The 21,072-nt window shown below is 52.4% G+C and carries 17 protein-coding genes; 7 read left to right on the top strand and 10 right to left on the bottom strand.

The window, feature by feature from the left end; translation table 11 throughout:
• Nucleotides 1-72: 72 nt before the first annotated feature.
• Both H6F94_RS04880 and H6F94_RS04885 read left to right on the top strand, forming a co-directional pair.
• Nucleotides 73-1,353 (top strand): S1C family serine protease, encoded by a 1,281-nt coding sequence (locus H6F94_RS04880; RefSeq protein WP_190801115.1) that lies wholly within the window; start codon nt 73-75, stop codon nt 1,351-1,353.
• A gap of 117 nt (nt 1,354-1,470) precedes the next feature.
• The gene (locus tag H6F94_RS04885; RefSeq protein WP_190801116.1) at nt 1,471-1,953 is read left to right on the top strand and encodes a TspO/MBR family protein; all 483 of its coding nucleotides are present in this window, start codon (nt 1,471-1,473) and stop codon (nt 1,951-1,953) included.
• A gap of 61 nt (nt 1,954-2,014) precedes the next feature.
• On the opposite strand, the gene H6F94_RS04890 is transcribed toward H6F94_RS04885, so the two are convergent.
• The 6 genes from H6F94_RS04890 to H6F94_RS04915 form a co-directional block, all read right to left on the bottom strand.
• Nucleotides 2,015-3,034: an AEC family transporter gene (locus H6F94_RS04890; RefSeq protein WP_190801117.1), complete on the bottom strand. Its 1,020-nt coding sequence runs from the start codon at nt 3,032-3,034 to the stop codon at nt 2,015-2,017.
• A gap of 79 nt (nt 3,035-3,113) precedes the next feature.
• The gene (locus H6F94_RS04895) at nt 3,114-4,190 is read right to left on the bottom strand and encodes a glycosyltransferase family 4 protein (protein WP_190801118.1); all 1,077 of its coding nucleotides are present in this window, start codon (nt 4,188-4,190) and stop codon (nt 3,114-3,116) included.
• Between the two features lie 332 nt (nt 4,191-4,522).
• Entirely contained in the window at nt 4,523-4,897 is a 375-nt protein-coding gene (locus H6F94_RS04900; RefSeq protein WP_190801119.1) for a translation initiation factor, read from the bottom strand.
• A gap of 39 nt (nt 4,898-4,936) precedes the next feature.
• Nucleotides 4,937-6,424 (bottom strand): DUF1565 domain-containing protein, encoded by a 1,488-nt coding sequence (locus tag H6F94_RS04905; RefSeq protein ID WP_190801120.1) that lies wholly within the window; start codon nt 6,422-6,424, stop codon nt 4,937-4,939.
• Nucleotides 6,424-7,317, bottom strand: a complete 894-nt coding sequence (prmC, locus tag H6F94_RS04910) for a peptide chain release factor N(5)-glutamine methyltransferase (RefSeq protein WP_190801121.1) — start codon at nt 7,315-7,317, stop codon at nt 6,424-6,426. The genes H6F94_RS04905 and prmC overlap by 1 nt, the downstream gene beginning before the upstream one ends.
• Nucleotides 7,314-8,483 (bottom strand): Tic22 family protein, encoded by a 1,170-nt coding sequence (locus H6F94_RS04915; protein WP_190801122.1) that lies wholly within the window; start codon nt 8,481-8,483, stop codon nt 7,314-7,316. Before H6F94_RS04915 ends, prmC begins: the two co-directional genes overlap by 4 nt.
• 175 nt (nt 8,484-8,658) lie before the next feature.
• On the opposite strand from H6F94_RS04915, the gene H6F94_RS04920 reads away from it, so the two are divergent.
• Nucleotides 8,659-9,309 carry a hypothetical protein gene (locus tag H6F94_RS04920; RefSeq protein WP_190801123.1) on the top strand — a complete coding sequence of 217 codons (651 nt, stop codon included), beginning with the start codon at nt 8,659-8,661 and terminating at the stop codon, nt 9,307-9,309.
• Nucleotides 9,310-9,380: 71 nt separating this feature from the next.
• Here the strand turns inward: H6F94_RS04920 and secF are convergent, their stop codons facing one another.
• Nucleotides 9,381-10,355, bottom strand: coding sequence for a protein translocase subunit SecF (secF, locus tag H6F94_RS04925; RefSeq protein ID WP_190801124.1), 975 nt, complete (start codon nt 10,353-10,355; stop codon nt 9,381-9,383).
• Complete coding sequence (gene secD, locus H6F94_RS04930; protein ID WP_190801125.1) at nt 10,352-11,767, bottom strand: protein translocase subunit SecD; 1,416 nt, start codon at nt 11,765-11,767, stop codon at nt 10,352-10,354. Before secD ends, secF begins: the two co-directional genes overlap by 4 nt.
• Before the next feature lie 425 nt (nt 11,768-12,192).
• Here secD and H6F94_RS04935 point away from each other — a divergent pair, with 425 nt between their 5' ends.
• Together H6F94_RS04935 and H6F94_RS04940 are read left to right on the top strand one after the other, a co-directional pair.
• Nucleotides 12,193-13,509: an Nramp family divalent metal transporter gene (locus tag H6F94_RS04935; RefSeq protein WP_190801126.1), complete on the top strand. Its 1,317-nt coding sequence runs from the start codon at nt 12,193-12,195 to the stop codon at nt 13,507-13,509.
• A gap of 755 nt (nt 13,510-14,264) precedes the next feature.
• Nucleotides 14,265-15,140: a manganese catalase gene (locus H6F94_RS04940; RefSeq protein WP_190801127.1), complete on the top strand. Its 876-nt coding sequence runs from the start codon at nt 14,265-14,267 to the stop codon at nt 15,138-15,140.
• A 149-nt stretch (nt 15,141-15,289) separates the two neighbouring features.
• Here the strand turns inward: H6F94_RS04940 and H6F94_RS04945 are convergent, their stop codons facing one another.
• Nucleotides 15,290-17,584, bottom strand: a complete 2,295-nt coding sequence (locus tag H6F94_RS04945) for a glycosyltransferase (RefSeq protein WP_190801128.1) — start codon at nt 17,582-17,584, stop codon at nt 15,290-15,292.
• A gap of 322 nt (nt 17,585-17,906) precedes the next feature.
• On the opposite strand from H6F94_RS04945, the gene radC reads away from it, so the two are divergent.
• Nucleotides 17,907-18,638: a RadC family protein gene (gene radC / locus H6F94_RS04950; RefSeq protein ID WP_190801129.1), complete on the top strand. Its 732-nt coding sequence runs from the start codon at nt 17,907-17,909 to the stop codon at nt 18,636-18,638.
• A 432-nt stretch (nt 18,639-19,070) separates the two neighbouring features.
• The gene (locus H6F94_RS04955; protein WP_190801130.1) at nt 19,071-20,018 is read left to right on the top strand and encodes an aldo/keto reductase; all 948 of its coding nucleotides are present in this window, start codon (nt 19,071-19,073) and stop codon (nt 20,016-20,018) included.
• A 217-nt stretch (nt 20,019-20,235) separates the two neighbouring features.
• Here the strand turns inward: H6F94_RS04955 and larB are convergent, their stop codons facing one another.
• A complete protein-coding gene (gene larB / locus H6F94_RS04960) occupies nt 20,236-21,030 on the bottom strand; it encodes a nickel pincer cofactor biosynthesis protein LarB (protein WP_190801131.1) in 795 nt (264 codons plus the stop codon).
• Nucleotides 21,031-21,072: the final 42 nt, after the last annotated feature.

Here is a 21,072-nt window from a genome sequence, read left to right on the forward strand (position 1 = left end):
GCTGTGCGCTACTTCTGCACCAGGGGAATTCTGAATAGATTCTGACAACCTTGAAAGCTTGGCGACTCCCCTATGCCTGATGAGAACAAACTGAAGATTTGGAGTGTGTTGGTTGCCTTAGTGTTCCTACTGCTGGCTCCGCTGGCTGCCTATGGGGAGACGTTTAGTTCGACTGCGATTGCGGTTCGTGCTCCCAGTACCAAAATCAGCGTTACGCGGATTCGCTCTGGGCTATTACCTGGAATAGTGGTCGGGGGCCACTATCAGGGGTTATTTCGAGGCTTAAATGAGCGCTACACCGCTGCCGGACGCCTGGACGAGTCGTTGGAAGCCGCGTTCCGGCGTGAGCTAGAAGATGAGTTGGTTCAAGCCGGTTATGCTGTGGCCGGCGCCCACGGTCATTCTGTGTTTGCCGACCAAGTTTCAACCGATGATATCCCGGCCCGTTTTCTATTAGGTGGCACGATCACTGACGTTCAGTTCAACTCGTATAGCTCCTGGTTTGCTAGCAATACGGAAGACCAGAGAACCATTCGTTGGGAAGTGCTCGACCGTGAAACCAATCGAGTAATTGCCAATCGAGAAACAGTCGGTAAAGCTAAGGTTTCTGGCGTTGATAATCCGGCCGCTACCTACGAAGCAGTTCGCAATAGTTTCAAAGCTTTCTTAGCGGAGGCAGCCCTAGAAACAGCTCTGAAACAAGCGTCAGAACAGTGGCAAACAGTGAGTTCAGAAGTGAACGTTGCCTACAATATTAGGCCTTCTACCTGTGCTGATACAGCACTGACTATTGAGCAAATTGCGGGCCGTTCAATTCCATCGATTGTGGGAATTCGCACCCCAGAGGTCAGAGGCAGCGGCTTTTTTATTGATTCCTCCGGCTTACTGCTCACCAATCACCATGTGGTTGGTTCATCCTTTTCAGTTCAGGTCGATCTTTACGACGGCTCTACGCAAAGTGCCCAAGTGGTTGCAGTCGATCCGCGCACCGATGTTGCTTTGCTCAAGCTAAAGGGTGAGGCCAGCAATCTTAGAAGCTTGCCTATCTGCACTGAAACGTCAGTCAAGGTGGGAGAAGATGTGGTTGCCATTGGCCATCCTCTCGCGTTTTCTAATACGGTGACCCGAGGTATCGTCAGTGGCATTCGCACCCTTGAGCAGCGCGATTTGATTCAAACCGATGTTGCGATTAATCCCGGCAATAGTGGCGGTCCTTTGCTCAATAAACAAGGTGCTGTGATTGGTATTGTCACGGAAAAAGTCGCAGGTCGTGGTGTTGAGGGTCTGGGTTTTGCCTTGCCGATTGCAGAATCGCTTCAGAAACTTAGCGTCAGCATTCAGAAAACGAGCTGAGCGAGACCTAGGCTGGTGAATATTAGCAAACCGGCCTAATTCGCGCTTTAGGTTGATGCTTTGCAGGAATACGACCTCCTACACTGCCTTTCATCAGAAGGGAAGCCAGGAGGCAGTGTGATTGACCGATGGGTGATTGGCGGTATAACCGCAGCGATTCTGATTGGTGGTGGTGGCGTGAGTTCCCTGCTAATCCCCAAAGATCACTTCCGCTGGTTTATGCAGCTGCGCCGCCCACGCTGGCTAGTTTTTGAGCCTTTGATTCCCTTTATTTGGACCCTGATTTTTGTCTGCGGCGCGATCTCCGCCATGCTCGTTTGGGAGCAGGATCGGAACTTAACCGAGAAAATGCTGCTCATGGCGCTTTACTTCCTGGTCGCGGCCCTGACGATTAGCTTCAACCCAGTTGTGGTTGGCCTCAAAAGTCTGCAGGGCGGTTTAATCGTCGGCGGAGCCGCGACCGTGCTGGTTTGGTTGCTGACCCTGCTGGTCTGGCGGATTTCGGGAGTAGCGGCTTTACTCCTGGTGCCCTATGTGATTTGGGGACCGATCGGCACCTATGTCACTGGGGAATTGCAAAAGCTGAATCCACGGGATTGACTTAAGCCAACTTATAAACTGGCTTATAAGAAATCCTTGACTGAGTTAGGATGAGCGAAATTTAGCGAAATAGGCTTAACCAGACGGGAATCATCACTAAAACACCAGCAGTGCTCAGGGCAATGCTACCCGCCGTTAGCTCCCGGTCCAGGTTGTATTCTTCAGCCAAAATCAAGCTAGCAAAAGCGGTTGGCATCCCCGACATCAGGACTAGCGCTAGACAAACTTCCATCGGCAACCCCCAAACTCGTAGAGCTAAACCGGTCAGTCCTGGTAGCACAACCACCTTAAACATTGCTGGCAAGAGGGCGATGCGCAAGCCTTTGAGTCCAGGTAGTTGGCTCAAGCGCATGCCAGTCAGCAAAAAAGCAGCGGGGATGATCAGCCCGACCGAGGCATGCAGACCAGACTCAATGATTTCAGGAAAAATCCAGGTGCGGCTAAGCCAGCCAAATGTAAACGCCCACAGCGAAGGGACAGTCAGCACATCCCGTAGTTGCCACCACCAATGACCACCGGTCCGAGGCCGACCAAAGTAGCTGGAGATAAACACGCCCATACCATAGCTGCCGATGACGTTGTGAGTCACGCTATAGAGCACCAGCCAGCCTAAATAAGGGTCAGCAACCAGCGAAGGCGCGATGCCCAAGCCAACAAAGCCGGTATTGCCCAGAATTGAAGATAGGACTAAGCTGCCCCGCCTTGCAGCTGCACTCGGTTCAGTTTGAGGGGAGTCTAGCTGGAGCGGGTTTAGGCTCAAGGTCAGGTCTTGATGCTCCAACCGATTTGGAGTTGGGGGAGATAACCATTTGGGGGCCAGACGGCCAACCATCTGTAAGCCCAGTAACACCAAGCCCAAACCCAGCAACAGCACTCCAACCGTAATTAATGGTGGTAACCAGATGCTGCCTGAGAAGTCGGTCTGACGGGCCAACGCTAAGATTTGCAGAGGTACGCCCACCCAATACAGGCCACGGCCTAGCAGGCGAGGAAGTTGAGCTGGCAGCAGGCGAAGCAGCAAAAGCCCTAGCCCCATCCACAGGAGCAGGGGCGCATAGGCATTGAGTAGTGTTTCAGCCAAGGGTGGGACGGCAGTAGAGCCAACCCCACCAATCTACCTGGATTTAGCGGGAAATTAAGACAGGGGCTAAGCGCTGATGTCAGCTCTGCGTAACGGGTGGGCTGCTCAGCTTGCCATTCCGCTCTGCCCGTTCAGCGATCACCTGACGATAGGCCGCCTCGTAGCCATCTACCATGCTGCGAACACAGAAGCGAGACAAGACATGCTCTCTACAAGTGCTTCGGCTTAGGCGGCTGGTCGGCTCAATCAGGTCCACCATTTCCTGCGGGTCGTTCACCAAGAAGCCTGTTTTGCCATGAGCAATAACCTCTGGAGCGGAACCCATACGCATTGCCAATACGGGTGTGCCGCAGGCCATTGATTCCACCATGACTAGGCCGAATGGTTCGCGCCAGGTAATCGTGAATAGGGTTGCCAAAGCACCGCCCAGCAACTCGGCTTTTTCTTGATGCGTGACTTCACCCAAATAAGTAATTTGCTTGCCGTCAATTAAGGGGTGAATGACATCGTGATAGTAATCGCGATCGACTGCATCCACCTTGCCTGCCATTAGTAAGGGTAAGCCTGCTTCTCTAGCTACCTGAATGGCTAGGTGAGGACCTTTCTCAGGCGAAATGCGTCCAACAAAAGCTAGGTAAGGTGGGTTTTGGGGCGCAGCTCGGAATGGATAAGCATCAGGATCAATGCCGTTATAAACCGTACTAATGTAGTTCAGACCTAGGCGTGGCTCTCGCTGTGCCTCGCTAATAGTCAGAAAAGCTTGGTGTGAGAATTGCTTGAATAAGCGTTCGCCATCGGGTGTAAAAACACCGTGCAAAGTATGCACAGTAGGCGTGTTTACAAACTCCGCGAGCTGCATTGCGGCATAGCCAACATGGCTGTGAATCACATCGAATTCACTCGCTTGTCCATAGGCCCGCGACAACTGCATCATCTCGTAAACGCTGTATTCCTTTACTTCAGGATCCAAGCGTAAGGCGCGGGGATGGACCGAACAAAGTTGGGCACGGGTGGCTGAATCCCCCGAGGCGAAGAGGGTAACTTCATGGCCACGACGCACTAGTTCATCAGTTAGCAGGCCTACCACAAGCTCGACACCTCCATAACCTGGGGGAGGGACACGCTCCCATAGAGGCGCAATCTGGGCAATCCGCATACTTGAATCTCCTTTACTGATCCTGAAAGTTAGCGAATGAACTCAGCTGTTCAAACACTCAACCCTCAGAGGTGAAAAACCAATAAGTGTGGTGATAGTAAAGAAAATATTAAGATGACGCCTCTGACTAGAGACAGAAATTAAGTCAAAGCTGAAAGAGGATCTTGGAGTTGGATTTTGGCAGCAAGGTCTTGCGGCGTTCTGCCATTCCGAAGCTTCAAAGAGACTGAGTTTATTTGTCTCCAGCTTTTACCTATTTATTTGCCCGTTTATTTGCCCATTTAAGCCCAACTTGCTTGAACGGGTTAATCTAACAGGTTGATTTGACGGGCTCAACCGCCTGATAGCTTAGCTTTGTAGCCTTGAGCAGTTAGAAATTGCAAGACTTTTGGCCGGTGGTCGCCCTGGATTTCTAGCTCAGGCCCTTTCTCACTTTGCTTAAGCGTGCCCCCTGTTCCACATTGAGCTTTTAGTTGTTTGAGCAGTTTTTCTAGTGTTTCTGGTTTGCTAACGAAGCCTGTCACTAGCGTCACTGTTTTGCCACCTCGCCCCTTACGGCTGGCTTCAATACGCAGGTTTTGTTGATTGGGGGGTAGTTCGGGTGTCGGTCTGGCTTGGGCTGCCTCGTTTTGATAGTGATTGGATTCGCTGTAGACAACGCGCTCCCCGGCAGCGTTGCGTTGATCCCGTTTGTCACTGCGGGCCATATCCTTTCTTCCTGATCGCGTTCTCTCAGTTTACGAGCTTTAATTGACGGGACCTTGCACCTTGAGTCCACTCAATTCAGTACCGTCCATGCTTAGAGCAGTGCCGGTATTGTTGTTGAGGTCGTACTGACCGTTTTGACTCAGCCGATTTTGTTGCAGCTGTGGCTGAGCACTATTGGTGACAACAATGCCATCCCGCTCGTTGTCAGCGACTGTATTCTGACTCAAGCTCGGCTGAGCTTCCCCAGAAATCACAACGCCATCCCGGTTTTTCAAAATCTGATTGTTGATCAGCTTGGGAGCGGCTTGATCACCAATCGCAACCCCAAAACCTGTATTGCGCACCAGATTACCTGTCATTAAGCCGCCGCTATCACGGGTAAAGGAGACCCCATTGCCACCATTGTCTTCAAAGGTGTTGGACTTCAAGGTTGGGGTCGCGTTGCCAGAGACAAACACCCCTTCGCGGTGGCTACCGGTGAAGGTATTGCGTTCCAAGACTGGCGAGCCTGTTTCCACCCAGACTGCTGAACCTCGTGTATTAGGGTTGCTTAGGGTAACTCCCAGAAGCTTGGACCCCTCAACGGCTAGCACGGTGATATTTTGCCTAGCCCAGGTGGGACTTAAGAATCGACCGCCACCCGTGATCACAAAGCCCTTGCCTCGAAACGCCTCATCCCCACGCAAAGTCACGCCGGATTTGAGCTGTAGGGGAAACATCTCACCGGTGTCGGGGCTGTAGGTACCTGGTGCAAGCTGGATCGTCGTTCCTGCCTTGGCCTGACCGAGCGCCTGAGTAATTGTTTTTAAAGGCTGTTGCTCTGTGCCATCTCCCTGATCGCTGCCGTTCGAGATATCAACATAGAGAGTGCTTGGCTGAGCATTTGGGGCATCGGCACGGCTTCGGGATGAATTCGTGCGGCTGTTATCGTTATTGGGCCCAGAATTATCTGGCCCAGTATTGTTGCCGTCATCGTTGCCTTGATTGGTGTCATCAGGGCTCGTTCCAGCGATATCTCCAGCTGCAGGTGACTCTAAAGCTAGAATCCGATCCAGACTATAACGAGCTTGAACGGTTTCTGCGGCTCGCAGGGATTTGGCAGCTTGACGATAAGTCCGAGCATCAGTGCTGAGTTCTCCATCGGTACAGCTCAGCCGGTAATCTACACTGCGCTGTAAGCTGGGAGGCTCATGTTGCTCCTGAGCTCGGAGCTCCTGATCCATAACCTCGGCAGAAGGGCGGGGTGGTAGTTCGGGCCACCAAACTCCCTCGTCATCAGGGCCTGTAACAGCACCCTGCGGTCGTTCCGCATTGCGGTTCAACAGGCTGATACGGGCGAAATCTTCTGTTCGAGAGGCGTTCTGTTTACCGCTGTTACGGTCGGTGTAGTACTCCACTCGCCAGGTATAGGTCGCCAAAGCCGTTGCTGCGTCACAAGTGGTTGTGCTGGTGAGTTCCCCTCTAGGCGTGCAACTTGCCAACAGGATCCAGATCCAGCCAGCAGTACAGGCAATCTCTCGTCGCATCAATGAGCCTCCCACCGCGAATGACAGCACACAGCCCCCACAAAACGCTCAATGCCTGCCAAGTCCGGGTAAGTCTGAATGTCTGTGTAACACCTACTGGCCGCTAACTGCTGGGCAACACTGGCCGCTTGATCTGCCATCACTTCCACTAGCCAATGCCCACCCGGTCGCAAATATGACGGTGCCTCCTGTACGAGCTGCCTGAAGGCAGATAAGCCATCGGGTCCGCCGTCAAGCGCTAGATGAGGTTCGTGCTGACGTACTTCCGGTTCCAGTTGCAGAACTTCGGCAGCGGGAATGTAGGGAGGATTCGACATCATGCCGTCTAAAGGCTTGTTCAACCTGCTCAAAGGCTCAAACCAATTGCCCTGGTAGAACTGCACCTGCTGTTCCACCGTAGAGCCTAGTCGTTTGGCGTTCTCTTGGGCTATAGCGAGAGCAACCTCACTAATATCTGTGGCAACCAGCTTTAGCCCCAGTTGTAAGCGGGCGAGACCGAGCGCAATCGCCCCACTGCCGGTGCCTAAATCAGCCCAGGTTTCGCCGCTGTGGGCGCGAGCGGCAGCTAAATCGACAAGCAGCTCCGTCTCTGGTCGTGGAATCAGCACCGCTGGAGTTACTCGTAGCTCAAAATCCCGCCAAGACACGCGTCCAACTAAATACTGAACAGGAATCCGCTCCTGTAGACGCCGCTGCCAGAGGTGGTCGAACTCTGACGACGACAGATGCTGGAGCGAGGGTCGCAACCTCAGGCTCAACCGATCCAAGCCAGCTAGTTCCCGAAGCAACCAGTCCAGCTCGGCAGTGGGGATACCCAATGCCCTAGCTTGCTGCTGGGCTTGGTCATACCATTGCCAGAAGTCCTGAGTCTGAGGCTGCGCTTGGCTGCTCAAGGCGTAGCAGGACGGGGCTGAGTGGGTTGTTGAGCAGGCTGCTGACCTGAAGGCCGAGCTGGTTGGGCCTGGTTAGGACGGGCCGGTTGAGCCTGGTTAGGACGAGCTTGTCCTGCCCCTTGGGCAGGTTGAGCCGGACGCTGGCCCGATTGTCCCTGGCCCTGCCCTGGCGTCCCTTGCAGCGAACGAACTGATTCCAATGCCTGGCGGGAGGGCACAAAGGAAATCCGGCTTGATTCTGCCGCAGCATTGCGGTCTAGCATCGAACCGATCACGCGGCTCAAGCTGGTGACCTCTATTTCCGCAGCGGTTGCCAGGTCTGGTTGTTGCTGGCGCAGGCGCTCCAGTAGGGCCTGCGCATCTTGCCGGTCGAAGAAGAAGGGAATGACTTCCCGTCCGTCTTGCTGAAGGGTGAGCAAGCCCTGATTGTTCTGGCGGCCTCCAACTAGATAAAACAGCGGCACGCCAGGAAACTGTTCGACTTGCTGACCGTCAGTGCGCAGAATTGTCAGTGCCGATTGCACGTTTTCTTCACGGGGCCAGAACTGGAAGACCAGATCGGGTTGCCCTGCTTGAGCCTGGTTACCAGGCCGTTGGGCATTTCCTTGAGCGTTGCCTTGGTTACGTGCAGGACGCTGAGCATTGGCTTGACCTGCGTTGCCGGGGCGCTGAGCATTAGCCTGACCCTGCTGGGGCGGATTTTGCTGATTTTGCTGACGGATGATTTGCAATGCCCGACTCATCGAAATCGGCTGAATCTTGGCCTGGTTGCCGATGGTCGGATTGTTGCTACGAATCTGGGTCAGCGCCGTCTGAGCATCCTGATAGCTCAAGAAGAAAGTGGCAATCTGAGCGCCATTGGCGACCTGCGGGGAGGATGCGGTGATCGGTGCGCCGTTATTGTCGGTCACGGTAAACACCGGCACCACTTCAAAGCGCTGCAATACCTGGGTCTCGCTTAGAGGTTGTCCGGCCTGTTGAGGCGTCTGTGCCGGGCGCTGCTGAGAGTTGTTCGGCGCTGGGCGCTGCTGATTGTTTTGGGCCGGACGGGGAGCTTGCGCAGGCTGTGAATTCTGCGCCTGAGCTTCTCCCACCCCTGACAGGCCGAGGATCAAACCTCCTACCAGTCCTACGACGGTACCGGACCGAATGAATGTTCGGGACACAGCAAACTCTCCTGCGATCTGACCTGAAAGGCGTATGCTCTTGACTATACTGTCAGTCTGAACTGAGGAAATCCCCCAGAACTGGTTACTCCCGACGTAGAGGCTGAGACATACGTTCCCTGCTGCTTTTAGTGCAGTTTAGTTAGTGCAATTTAGTGCAACTTTTCTCTGTGCAATGATGAATCGCTGGTCTCACTGGGGCTACTGGCTGCGCCAAAGGGTGCTGAATTTAACCCCAGGGTTAGTCTTGTTGATAACAATTCAGTCTGCGTTAGCCCAGCCTCAGGCTAGGCCTACGCCATCGCCTAGTCCTACTCCGGTCCAATCCCCTGCAACGCTATCCCCCGCTACTCCAGCCGGTGCGGTTTATCAGGTGATTGTCACCCAGACTTCCGATACTGCTCTGCGTACAGCTCAGGGGCTGGATAGTTCTGCCTACCGGGGCAGTTATCAAGGCCAACCAGTAATTTTCGCAGGCGTTTACCGAGACTTGAGCAACGCTTCGCAACAGACCTCTCGCTTAGCACGGTCCGGTCTGAGCCCCCTGGTCATTCGTCGCCAACCGGCTAGTTTTCGAGTAGCCGTGCTGGTACCCGATACCCAAACGGTAGGCGAATTACGAGCTAATCTGCGTCGGGTCCAAGGTCTAGTACCCGATGCCTACCTCGACACTTTCCAGGAGCAGTCTGTAATTGTGGCTGGCCAGTTCCGTGAGGCGGCTGGAGCTAATACGCTCGCCAGTCGGCTGCAAGCTTTGGGGTATTCGCCCTTGTTGATCACGGTTCCAGAAGCAGAAACAGTACTGCTCCCATCACAAGCCAACTAGGGGCAGGCAGGACTTAGTGCCCATAACTCTACCTGCCCAATTTGCCCTTGCTAGGGTAGCCGGGGCCAAGCCTAGCTAGCGGGTTGGTCACTGGGCTCTGAGCCTACCGAAGCTGTGGGCGTACCATCTTGTCGTTCACGCCACCAAGCTACCAGGGTACTGGCAATGAAGATGCTGGAGTAAGCCCCACATAGAAAGCCAAGGATCAAAGCCAGCGCAAAATCTTTGAGCGTTGGCCCCCCCAGGAAATAGATGGCAATCAGGGGTAAGGTCGCAGCCAGCGAGGTGTTAATCGAGCGAGCCAGGGTTTGGTTCACCGATTCATCTGTAATTTGCCCAAAGGACTTGTTGGTACTACTAGGCAGCGTTAAGTTCTCGCGGATGCGATCGTAGATCACGACCGTGTCATTCACGGAGAAACCGACAATCGTGAGCAACGCCACGATAAATAAGCTATCGACCTCCTTACTGAACACGAGCCCCAGGAATGCAAACAGGCCAGTGGTAATCAGTACATCGTGCAAAAGCGCAACGATGGCAAAAAAGGCGTAGTCAAACTGAAAGCGCAGACTCAGGTAAACGATGATGCCCGCAAACGACAGGATCAAAGCCAGCAATCCCTGTGTCAACAATTGGCTGCCTAACAAAGGACCCACTACTTCAATCTGAGATTGAGCAGGGTCAAATTCGCCAACGGCTTGCTGTAACTTTTGTTGAACCTCCTGACGCTTCTCTAAGCTAAGCGGTGGGGTACGCACCAATACGCCTCGGTTATCGCTACCAGTGAGCTGAATGATGCTGCTGCCATAGCCTTCAGCTTCCATGACCTCACGCACTTTGGTGATATCAATAGGGTCACCACAGTTACCCGGTTGAGCACATTTAAGCTCTAGTTGCAGGCGCGTACCGCCTGTGAAGTCAATACCGGGACGTAGGGGTGCACCGAATTGGGTCCAACTGACAATGTTGGCAATCAAACCCAGCACGGTCAGGATGGCAGACACAGTCCACCAAATATTTCGATTCTTGATGACCTGAATGCTCATGCGGCTCCTCCTCCGGTGCTGCTAGCTGGCTTGCCCTTAGGGACTCCAAATAGTTCAGGCTTGCGTAGTTCTGGTAGGGTCAGTGCAGTCAGCAGAAATGTGCGGCTACAGGTGAGCGCTGTGAACATGCTCACACCGATGCCCAAACCCAGCGTCAGGGCGAAACCTTTAACTAAGCCTGCGCCGAGCCAGAACAAGGCTGCACAGGCAATCAAGGTAGTGACGTTACCGTCCAGAATGCTGGAAAAGGCGCGGGAAAATCCTGCTTCGACTGAGCGATAGAGCGTTTTGCCAGCTCGTAGCTCCTCTTTCATGCGCTCAAAAATCAGCACGTTAGCGTCTACCGCCATACCAATGCTGAGAATAAATCCAGCAATGCCCGGTAGTGTGAGTGTGACTCCCAGCAGCACAAAGATGGCAAAGGTCATCAGGGCGTAAATCACTAGAGCCAAGTCGGCAATCAGGCCGGGCAGCTTGTAATAGGCCACCATAAAGATCAACACCAAGGTCAGGCCGCCAATGCCTGCCCAGAGGCTGGCCCGAATACTGTCTGCTCCCAGCGTTGCTCCGACTGTGCGGTTTTCTACTACTTGAACTGGCACCGGCAGCGACCCCGCCCGGAGTTGAATCGACAAAGCGGCGGCTTCTTCAGTGGTAAAGCGACCGTTGATCTCAGCTCGTCCTCCGCTAATGCCAGTAGTGGCATACTGAGCGTCAACGATGGGGTAGCTGATCGGCTGGTTGTCTAGAAAAATGCCAATGGAGCGGCCTGTGCCTGCAATCTCTTTGGTGAGTTGGGCAAATTTTTGACCGCCTTCTGCGTCGAACTCAATCGCAACGCTCCAAGTCTGACCTTGGCTCGGTGCTACTGCTCTAGCTCCGGTCAAATTCTTACCACTCAGGCCAATCGACTCGAATAGGTTCAGGAAAGACTCACCGTTCTTCTGAAGGGCTTCTCGGTTCTCTTGAATTGCCGTCTCGTTCTTGCTGGCCCGTAGGCTCTCCTGCTGAGCTTGAAGCTCGGCACGAATTTGAGCTAAGGCTCGAAACTCGGCTTCAGTACCAGGTTTCTGGCGACGGAATTCTAGCTGGGCTGTACCGCCCAAAACCCGCTCAGCCTCATCTGGGTCCTTGACGCCCGGCAATTGGACGAGCAATTGATCGTTGCCACTGAGCTGGATCGACGCTTCAGTGACCCCAAGCCCGTTAACCCGTTGCTCCATTACCGACTTCACCCCCTCCATCACTTCTGGGGTGAGTTTTGGCACCTGCGGCGTGGTCCTGGCCTGAAGCGTGATTTGAGAACCACCCTGAAGGTCTAGCCCTAACCGAATCGGTAGCCGTGCAATGATTGCCACTGACCCAATCAAAATGGCCAGGATCAGGGCGATCAGCCACCGTTGCTTGCCCATAATTACAACCGACCTACGCTCTAAAATTTTTTAAGGATCGCAACTGGCTATCATAACTCACCCTCTGAGGTGTAAGGTGCTGCCTCTACAACGGAGCCAGGCCGTTTGAGGCTGCTCGAAATATCTCTCCAACCAAAGTCAAGAGCGCTTTCATTCAGTGCTGACAAGACAACGCTGCTCGCTTCTCAGGCTTGGCTCTTCAGTGACTGCGAGTTAGTTGCTTGACTTGCCAGTGATGCGCAGAGCCGCAATTTTTCCAAAGGGCTATCAACTGAAAGCCAATCTCAGCTACTAACGAATCAGCCGAATCATCGCAGTCAAAACCACAAATAAGCAAAACTTAAATTCTCTCTAACAGCAGGTGGCAAATAACTACTCGTGATTAAATTATGAAAGAAATATGAAAGCGTGTTTTGGAGCTTTAAATGTCCCGTCCGCCCTATGAGCCCAGCCTGCCTGAGGTCTACCGCAGCATCACAGTTCCTACAGGCAACAACTTCTGGCGAAAGCTCCTGGCCTACGCTGGACCGGGCTATCTAGTGTCAGTGGGCTATATGGATCCGGGCAACTGGGCTACAGATATCGCTGGAGGCTCCCGTTTTGGCTACACCCTGCTGTCGGTCATTCTGCTGTCGAACTTGATGGCAGTCTTATTGCAATCCCTCTGCGTGCGGCTAGGTGTGGCAACGGGGCGTGACCTCGCGCAAGCTTGCCGAGATGCCTTTAGCCCCCGGGTTAGCTTTTTCCTATGGGTAATCTGTGAAATTGCAATTGCCGCCTGTGATTTAGCAGAACTATTAGGCAGTGCGATTGCACTGCAATTACTGTTTGGTCTACCGCTTGTCCTAGGTGTTTGTATTACGGCCCTAGATGTTATTGCTTTATTATTTCTACAAAATAAGGGCTTCCGCTATGTGGAAGCACTAATTGTGATGTTGGTCGTGACTATAGGTGTTTGCTTTGCAGCCCAATTGTTTTTTTCGCGGCCCAATTTAGGAGCAGTCTTAGCGGGCTATATTCCCAGGCAAGAGATTTTGCAGAATCCAGAAATGCTGTACATCGCAATGGGGATTCTGGGCGCAACAGTTATGCCTCACAATCTCTACTTGCACTCTTCGATTGTACAAACTCGTGCTTGGCAGCCCACTCAACAAAAACGTTGGGAAGCAATTCATTTTGGCACCCTAGACTCAACTGTCGCGCTCTCTTTAGCTCTATTTATTAACTCAGCGATTTTAATTGTTTCTGCCGCAGCCTTTCACTTCTCTGGCTATCGCGATGTGGCAGATATTCAGGAGGCTTACCAGTTGCTCTCACCCCTACTCGGTGTGGGAGTTGCTAGCACACTGTTCGGTTTAGCCTTGCTCGCCTCTGGACAAAGCTCAACCTTGACCGCAACTCTAGCGGGTCAAATCGTGATGGAAGGCTTTGTCAATTTGCGTCTGCCGGCCTGGTTGCGGCGTCTGACTACACGCTTGGTCGCTATTATTCCTGCTTTAGTAGTGATTTTAATCTGGGGTGAAAAGAGTACTGGTAGCCTCTTAGTTTTTAGTCAGGTGATCCTGAGTTTACAACTGTCGTTCGCGGTCATTCCTCTGGTTATGTTTACCAGTGACCAAGAATTGATGGGTGAGTTTGTCAATCCAATTTGGCTAAAAGCTCTAGCTTGGCTCGTTGCGCTTGTCATTGCATTGCTCAATATTTGGTTGCTCTTGCAAACGGTCCTGGGTTGGTTCTCATAGGTGACATATCCTCATAAATGACACAGCGCCTGCCTCTAACAGACTGAGATAGGCGCTGTGAAATGTTTCGATAGTTCTTTCAACTTGGCTAGCTGGCTGAGTTGATATTTCCTATTCTCGACCGTCTACTCTTGACTCTGGGCATCAACTGGGGGGTCAGCTTGGCCAGGTTCATCCACGTGCATATTGAAACCTAGTCCATAGTCGGCGCATCCTTGGCCTGATGGACTGTAGCTTCGCGTGCTCATGTGGGAGCCTCGTTACCACTGCCACGAGTTGTGCTTCGGGGAGTATGTTGGTCTGCTGGATCTGTTTGGTTGGGACTCGTTAATTGAGTCACTGCAGCTTTTTTATCTGTTTCATTTATTTTGAGATCTTCTAATGCTCGGCTAAATTTGCTTTCGCTTAAATATAAACGAATACACTCCTTCAGGTCATAGAGTTTGTGCTCACAGCATCGCTCTTTTGACAAAGAAATTAAGGCCAAGAAATTACCCTGTTCCCTTAACTGAATCTTCTTCAAACTCAAACGAGAGCAACCCAGTATATCTGCTTACCGTGCACGCATTCTTGCAGCTCGAACCTAAGTGTCTACAGGTCTTTTCTTATACTGCCAACCGGTGTGGCTAGGTTACTCCGTTTCTTAATGGATTAACCCCTCGTTGGGTGTAGTTGACATGTGGTACTTGTGGCTGATTCAAGGCAGAATTTCGATTGTTACCAAAGGGGAAGAGCTGTCAACTCGAAGAAACAAAATGTTTTATCACAACAAGCGCTTACAGTATTTCACTAAGCCAGACCAGCCAGATCCCATCTACGCCAAGAAAATTCAAGAACTGATCGGTGGCCCGTTCGGTGAAATGACTGTGATGATGCAGTATCTATTCCAGGGATGGAACTGTCGAGGACCTGCGAAGTATCGAGACATGCTGCTCGACATTGGTACCGAAGAGATTGGCCACGTTGAGATGTTGGCGACTATGATCGCGCACCTACTGGACAATGCTCCGATCAAAATGCAAGAAGATGGTTCTAAGGACCCAATTGTGGGGGCCGTTATGGGGGGCATCAATCCCCGTGATGTGATCGCTGCTAGCATGAATCCTCAGCACGCGATTGTTTCCGGCCTAGGCGCAACTCCTAACGATAGCGTGGGCTACCCCTGGAACGGTCGTTACATTATCGCTAGTGGTAACTTGCTAGCCGATTTCCGCTCAAACTTACACGCGGAATCGCAGGGCCGTTTGCAAGCCGTACGTATGTACGAAATGTCAGACGACCCAGGCGTGAAAGATACGCTCAGCTACATGATTGCTCGGGACACAATGCACCAGAACCAGTGGCTAGCCGCTATTGAAGATTTGGAATCTTCCGGTCTGGAAACGACCCCTGTACCCAGCTCCTTCCCACAAGAACTCGAGAAGTCTGAGGCCGCCTACCAGTTCTGGAACCTCTCTGAAGGTGAGGAAAGCGCAGAGGGACGTTGGGCTAAAGGCAAGTCTATGGACGGCAAGGGCGAATTCGAGTATCTCGCTAAGCCCGAACCCCTGGGACCGGAGCCCCATCCTCCCCTGGGCGACCCGCGTCTGCATGGTACGACTAAGGCACAAGTTCCTCCGATTGAGAAGTAGTAACCAGTCAGTAGCGCCAGCTAATGGTCAGCTAAGACTCGCTTAAGCAAGCTTACTCAATCACTAGGGGATGGGGGCGTATTCAAAAAGCCCCCACCCTTTTTTGTTTTTAGGGTGTTTTTTGGAAGGGTGTTCCTTGAGAAATTGACCTAGGTTTTCGCCACTGACATCACCGAGAGTCGCCAGCGATGTTGGCCGGTCAGTGTATAGGGCAAGAGCAAGCTACGCAATAGCAAAAATAGAGACTGAAGTTCACCAGGAGTGTGGCGATGTTGCCATTGCCCTGGACGGCAGAAGAGGAATTCAACTAGCTTGCGGTGTTGCACGACAGACAGTGGCAGAAAATGGACCGAAATAATCGGGTAGGTGTCCGATTCGCTGTCGTCCATCCAGTCCTCCCGAATCGCATCTAAACGCGTAACTACAGCTTGCAGCGTTAAGGCTTCTTCCATGATTTCCAGCGTCACTGGTTGCTCTGGCTGCTGTTGCATCCATTGTTTGATTGCCGGTCGAGATCCCGCTTGCGAAAGCACGATTTGCGCCCCCGATTCCGATAGGTTCTCGGTGTGTCCCCAAAAAACCTCGCTTCCCAAGCTGAACTTCACGGTGCGGCGCAAGTTGAAGCGCTCATAGCGATCGCGTTTAGGAACATCCAGCATTACCAGCAGAGCCACGCCTAGCGCAAGTAGGTTGTAACTGCTCCAAATCCAGCCTAATCCCAGCCCTTTGATATCACCCGTGTCATACAGCTGCCACTGCAACATGCACTGGCCTAAATTAACCCATAGGCTAACTGCCGTTAAGCCAAAGAGGACCAACAGAGGCGAGGCTAGCTTGAAGTTAAAATTCAACCGTTCGCTCTGGGTGCCCTTGGGTGTCACCTTAAAGCCTTTGCCAAACGGGTTCAGCAGGGTCTGAAAAATGGTCAGGCATAGCGGAAAGGACAGCACTAGGTCGTAAACATCTGAGAGTACTAGCGAACGGCTACGTCCATTCAGCCAGCCGAAAGCCATGAGATTCACCAAATAGTAGGGCACTAGATAATCCAGCACGCCCTCAAAGCTGGCCCGCACTGGAATTACCCCCAGAAACGAGTACAGCAGAGGAGCTAGCAAGAAGCCTATCCGTGACAGACTGGTGAACCAGTGAAAAATGCCTGAGAAATGAGCCAGCCGTTGCAGAGGCCGTAAACCTGGCATTGTCAGCGGATTGTCTTGGATAAAGAATGCCTGAAGTGTTCCCTGTGCCCAGCGGAGGCGTTGGGTGGCGTAAGCAGCCATGTCGTCGGGTGCAGCCCCCGCGCTCAGCTTTTCATCGAGGTAGACCAGTCGATAGCCCTTAGAAGACAGACGGACTGCTGTGAAGTAATCTTCGCTGAGCGACTCAGTGGCAAATTGACCGCCAGCTGCCTCCAAGGCGCTCCGCCGCATGACGAAAGACGTGCCTGCACACACGACACTGTCAGTCCCATCGCGTACCGGTTCAATTTGCCGGTAGAACACCTCTTGCTCCGGAGTCAGAATATCCTCTAAGCCCAAGTTGCGCGCCACGGGGTCAGCTGAATAGAAGCTCTGAGGTGTCTGAACCAACGCCACTTTTGGATCTTGAAAGAAACCGACAGTCCGGGTCAAGAAGTTGCGGGTCGGGACGAAATCAGCATCAAAGCAGACAATCAGCTCGCCCTCAGTCTGGGCAATTGCATGGTTGAGATTGCCTGCTTTAGCGTGTTGATGGTCCAGACGGGCCATGTACTCGCAGCCTAATTCCTTAGCCAAGGCTTGTATCTCTGAGCGATTGGTGTCGTCCAGTAGATAAATCTGGTGGTTTGAGTAGTCAAGCGCCTGGCAACCAATAATGGTGCGTCGCAGAATAAATTCCGGCTCGTTATAGGTGGGAATCAGAATATCAACGCTGGGTGTGAAGAGCCCTTCTTCTACAGCTAGAGCACAGGTGTCAGCCTCGCGACGACGATCGCGTGTACTCAGCAGTAGTAACCACTGCAAACCGCCATTGGCAATCACCAGTAACTCTAGGATCAGCAGGCTGAGGCTGACAGTGGCATTCAGAGAATTACTGAGATTGAGCGTAGTGAAGCGCCAGCCTACGTAGCGAACTAAGAGCACCAGCAACACACCCACTACGAGCCAGCGTGACCATACCCTTGGTTGGTACATGGTCTTGATCACGATGAACACCAGCAAGGGCAATACAACTGCAGGTAAGCTCAGAGCCCAAAGAATGCGTTCTAGGCTCTGTAGCCACCAAGGTTTAGACTCCAGCATCGCACCCAGGCCATTCATCACCTGGGGCATCTCACGGATACTTTCCAACCAAACTAGAATGCCTAAACCTGCCAGTAGAACTGTTGCCAGCATCAGTAACAATCCCCGGCGTAGCCGTCTGCCTCGAAGAGCTTGAAGTTCGGACCCCTGGATACCTGTCATCTTGCCTTCTGCCAGTTTCGTGCCAATTTTGTTTGTCCTCAGGAAGCTGCCCTTGCCACTCTGCACTTGTGTACGGCTCCGTGGCTACTGTAGTGCCCCTGGAGATTAAGCCTAGAGGGTCAACGGCGGTGTAACTCTGAAAACTAATTACGATCGACCAACTTCAGACAGCTAATTTCGAGCAACCGATTTCGAGCCAGCGAGTTGGGGTAACAGTATTGAGGAAAATGATTTGAAGCAAATGCATTGAGGCAAACGAACTGGAGAACAACGGGAACACTAGTAACTGGTCTACCTGTGCTACCGTCTTTCCCTAGCTTCTATGAGTTACTCTCTGCGGATTACCGACTTGCCTGAAAGCGAACGCCCCCGCGAACGCTTGTTAGCGCAGGGAACTGCCAGTCTAACTAGTGCAGAGTTGCTAGCTCTACTTTTGGGAACGGGGCAAGGGCCGGGCAAACTCTCGGCGGTAGGGCTGGGGCAATACATTCTGCAAGAGCTAGGTCAACATCAGCGCGACCCTCTAGCTGTTCTGCGCAACGTTTCTCCACAAGAACTAATGCAGATTCCAGGTATCGGCCCCGCTAAAGCTACAACGATCCTGGCAGCTGTAGAACTGGGCAAAAGAGCTTTTCAAACTAAACCCTTGGAGCGAACCGTCGTTGACGACCCAGCGGTAGCCGCTGCGGCGCTAGGGGCCGAGTTGATGTGGCAGGAACAAGAGCGCTTCGCCGTTTTGCTGCTAGATGTCAAACACCGGCTGTTGGGAACGCAGGTGATTACGATCGGTACGGCCACAGAAACGCTGGCTCATCCACGCGATATTTTTCGAGAGGTCATTCGTCAAGGGGCAACTCGTGCCATCGTTGCGCATAACCATCCCTCAGGCAATCTTGACCCCAGTGAAGAGGATTTAGCTCTGACTCGACAGCTACTAGTCGGGGCTCAGTTTCTGGGGCTCCCGTTGTTGGACCATCTAATTTTGGGGAATGGCGACTATTGCAGTTTGCGCAGTAATACCTTGCTGTGGCAGGAGTATCCCCAAGGGGATTAGATACTCCCGCCAGAGCCACTTAAACTAGTGAGCAGGAATGCCGTTAGGTCGTTGCAGCAGTTGCTCAAGTGAGTGCCTGCGATCTGACTGTAAACCTACTGAAGGCATCTCTTCATGGCAACGAGAGCAGAACCAATAGGCGTGCCCACCCCGAATGTGCCGGAGTAAAACATTGGAGCAGTAAAGGCACTGAGTCATGGCTGTTTACCAATCGAAAGGGTGTTGAAAACGGGGGTATCTGAGGAGCACAGAACTAACGATAGGAGAGCTGTCCCTCAGCTTTAAATCGCATATTCACGCAATTTCTGGGTAGAACTCCCCAGGCGAATGTTAAGTTTAAAGTAATAGTTTGGATCCGAAACTACACGCACTAGTCGGTATTTTCGCCGCCGTAAAGTAGCGCACAGACTCAGAAAAATTTTTAAGGTATATATGATCTCTCTAGGACCAAATGGGCCAACTGTAACTCCGCTAGGTATTGGTACTTGGGCTTGGGGTGATCGCCTATTCTGGAGCTACAGCAATGACTATGGCGCAACGGAAGTTCAGGCAGCTTTTGAAGCGGCATTAGCAGCAGGTGTGACTCTGTTTGACACTGCCGAGATTTACGGCATGGGGGAGTCGGAGCGCCTGCTCGGGCAGTTTAGCCGGGATGCCAAAGTGCCTATCCAGATCGCTACCAAGTATGGTCCTCTGCCTTGGCGCTGGTCGGCTGAGTCAGTCGCTGAGGCCTTGACCGCTAGTTTGAACCGTTTGGGAACCGATCGGGTCACGCTTTACCAAGTTCATTGGCCGTTTAACTTTTTCATGAGTCAAGAGACGCTTTGCAGTGCCCTAGCCGATGAGGTCAAGCGTGGTCGTATTGAAGCTGTGGGAGTCAGTAATTACTCTGCGGCTCAAATGACCGAAGCTTATAATTTGCTGGCCAGCCGAGGCGTGCCACTGGCGGTGAACCAGGTGCGCTACTCGTTGTTGAACCGTCAAATTGAGACCAATGGCATTCTAGAGACGGCTCGACGTTTAGGCGTTACGATTTTGGCTTACAGCCCTTTGGCTCAGGGTTTGCTAACTGGTAAGTACAGTCCTGATAGTTTGACTACACCTACTGGAGCCCGTCGCTTTGATCAGCGCTTCCAGCGTAGTGGTCTAGAACAGATTGAGCCTGTGCTGTCATTGTTACGTCAGTTTGGCGAGATGCACAGTCGTACCCCAGCGCAGGTGGCCCTAAACTGGCTGATTGCTCAGGGTAGTGTAATTCCAATTCCGGGAGCTAAAGATGCTGAGCAGGCGCGTGCAAATGCAGGCACTTTGGGTTGGTCCCTCGACGAAAGCGAGGTCGCAAAACTGGAGCAACTAAGCCGTCCCTGGTTGCACTCTTAAGAGCGGTGTAAGTGTGACAAGTTATGGCTTTTAGTTAGTCGATACCCGTGCAAAAAGTGATCCTTAATGCATAATGCATCTGAATGCCAACTGTGCCTCAATATCGTTTACCTACCTGCTCCCTGGTCGACCTTTTGCCTAACTTTTTGCTTGATTTTTGCTTGAGTGTTAGACGTAAAACTGTCGTTCTTTAGGAATTTTTTCAGAAGTGTGCTGCCTAGTTCGCTTTATCTTTGGTACTGATCTTATAAGCAGTACGAAGGATTTGCCCTGCCAAAATTGCAGCCCCAAAACCATTGTCAATGTTCATAACACCAACACCAGCAGCGCAAGAGTTAAGCATGGTAAGCAAGGCGGCTAAGCCATTAAAGCTGGCACCATAACCGACGCTAGTTGGTACAGCGATCACGGGGCAATCGGCCATACCCGCTACCACACTGGCCAAAGCTCCTTCCATGCCGGCTACCACAACCAGTACTTGCGCTTCAGCAATGACTTGATGCTGGCTTAAGAGCCGATGTAGACCAGCAACGCCCACATCCCAAAGGCGTTGAGCCTGGAAACCACACAGTTCTACGGTGACTGCTGCTTCCTCCGCAACCGCTAGATCGGCAGTCCCTGCGCAGAGCAGGGTTACTGTACCCGGTCGCTGAGGCGGCGTAGTGGATTGAAGCGAGCAGATGCGAGCCGTCGGGTAGTAGATCAGATCAGGAATCGCTCGCTCCAGTTCGCAAAAAACAGCCGGTTCAATGCGAGTTGCCATAACGACGGCATGTTTGCCTCGCATTGCTTTAAAAATGCTGATTAGCTGTGCTGATGTTTTACCCGGCCCCCAGATCACCTCAGGGAAGCCGTTGCGCAGGCACCGATGATGATCTAAGCGTGCAAAATTGTCGACTACCTCGAACGGTAGGTGACGTAATTTCTCTAATGCAGTTTGAGGGTTGACTTGTCCTGCTGCAACAGCTTCTAGTAGGTCTTGAAGAGCTTCAGGATCGAGAGAATCAGACAAGGGATGGGTTGGACTAACATCATCTCTACGCTAACGCAAAAG

Origin of the sequence: Leptolyngbya sp. FACHB-261, from assembly GCF_014696065.1 — a bacterium.
Lineage (GTDB): Bacteria > Cyanobacteriota > Cyanobacteriia > FACHB-261 > FACHB-261 > FACHB-261.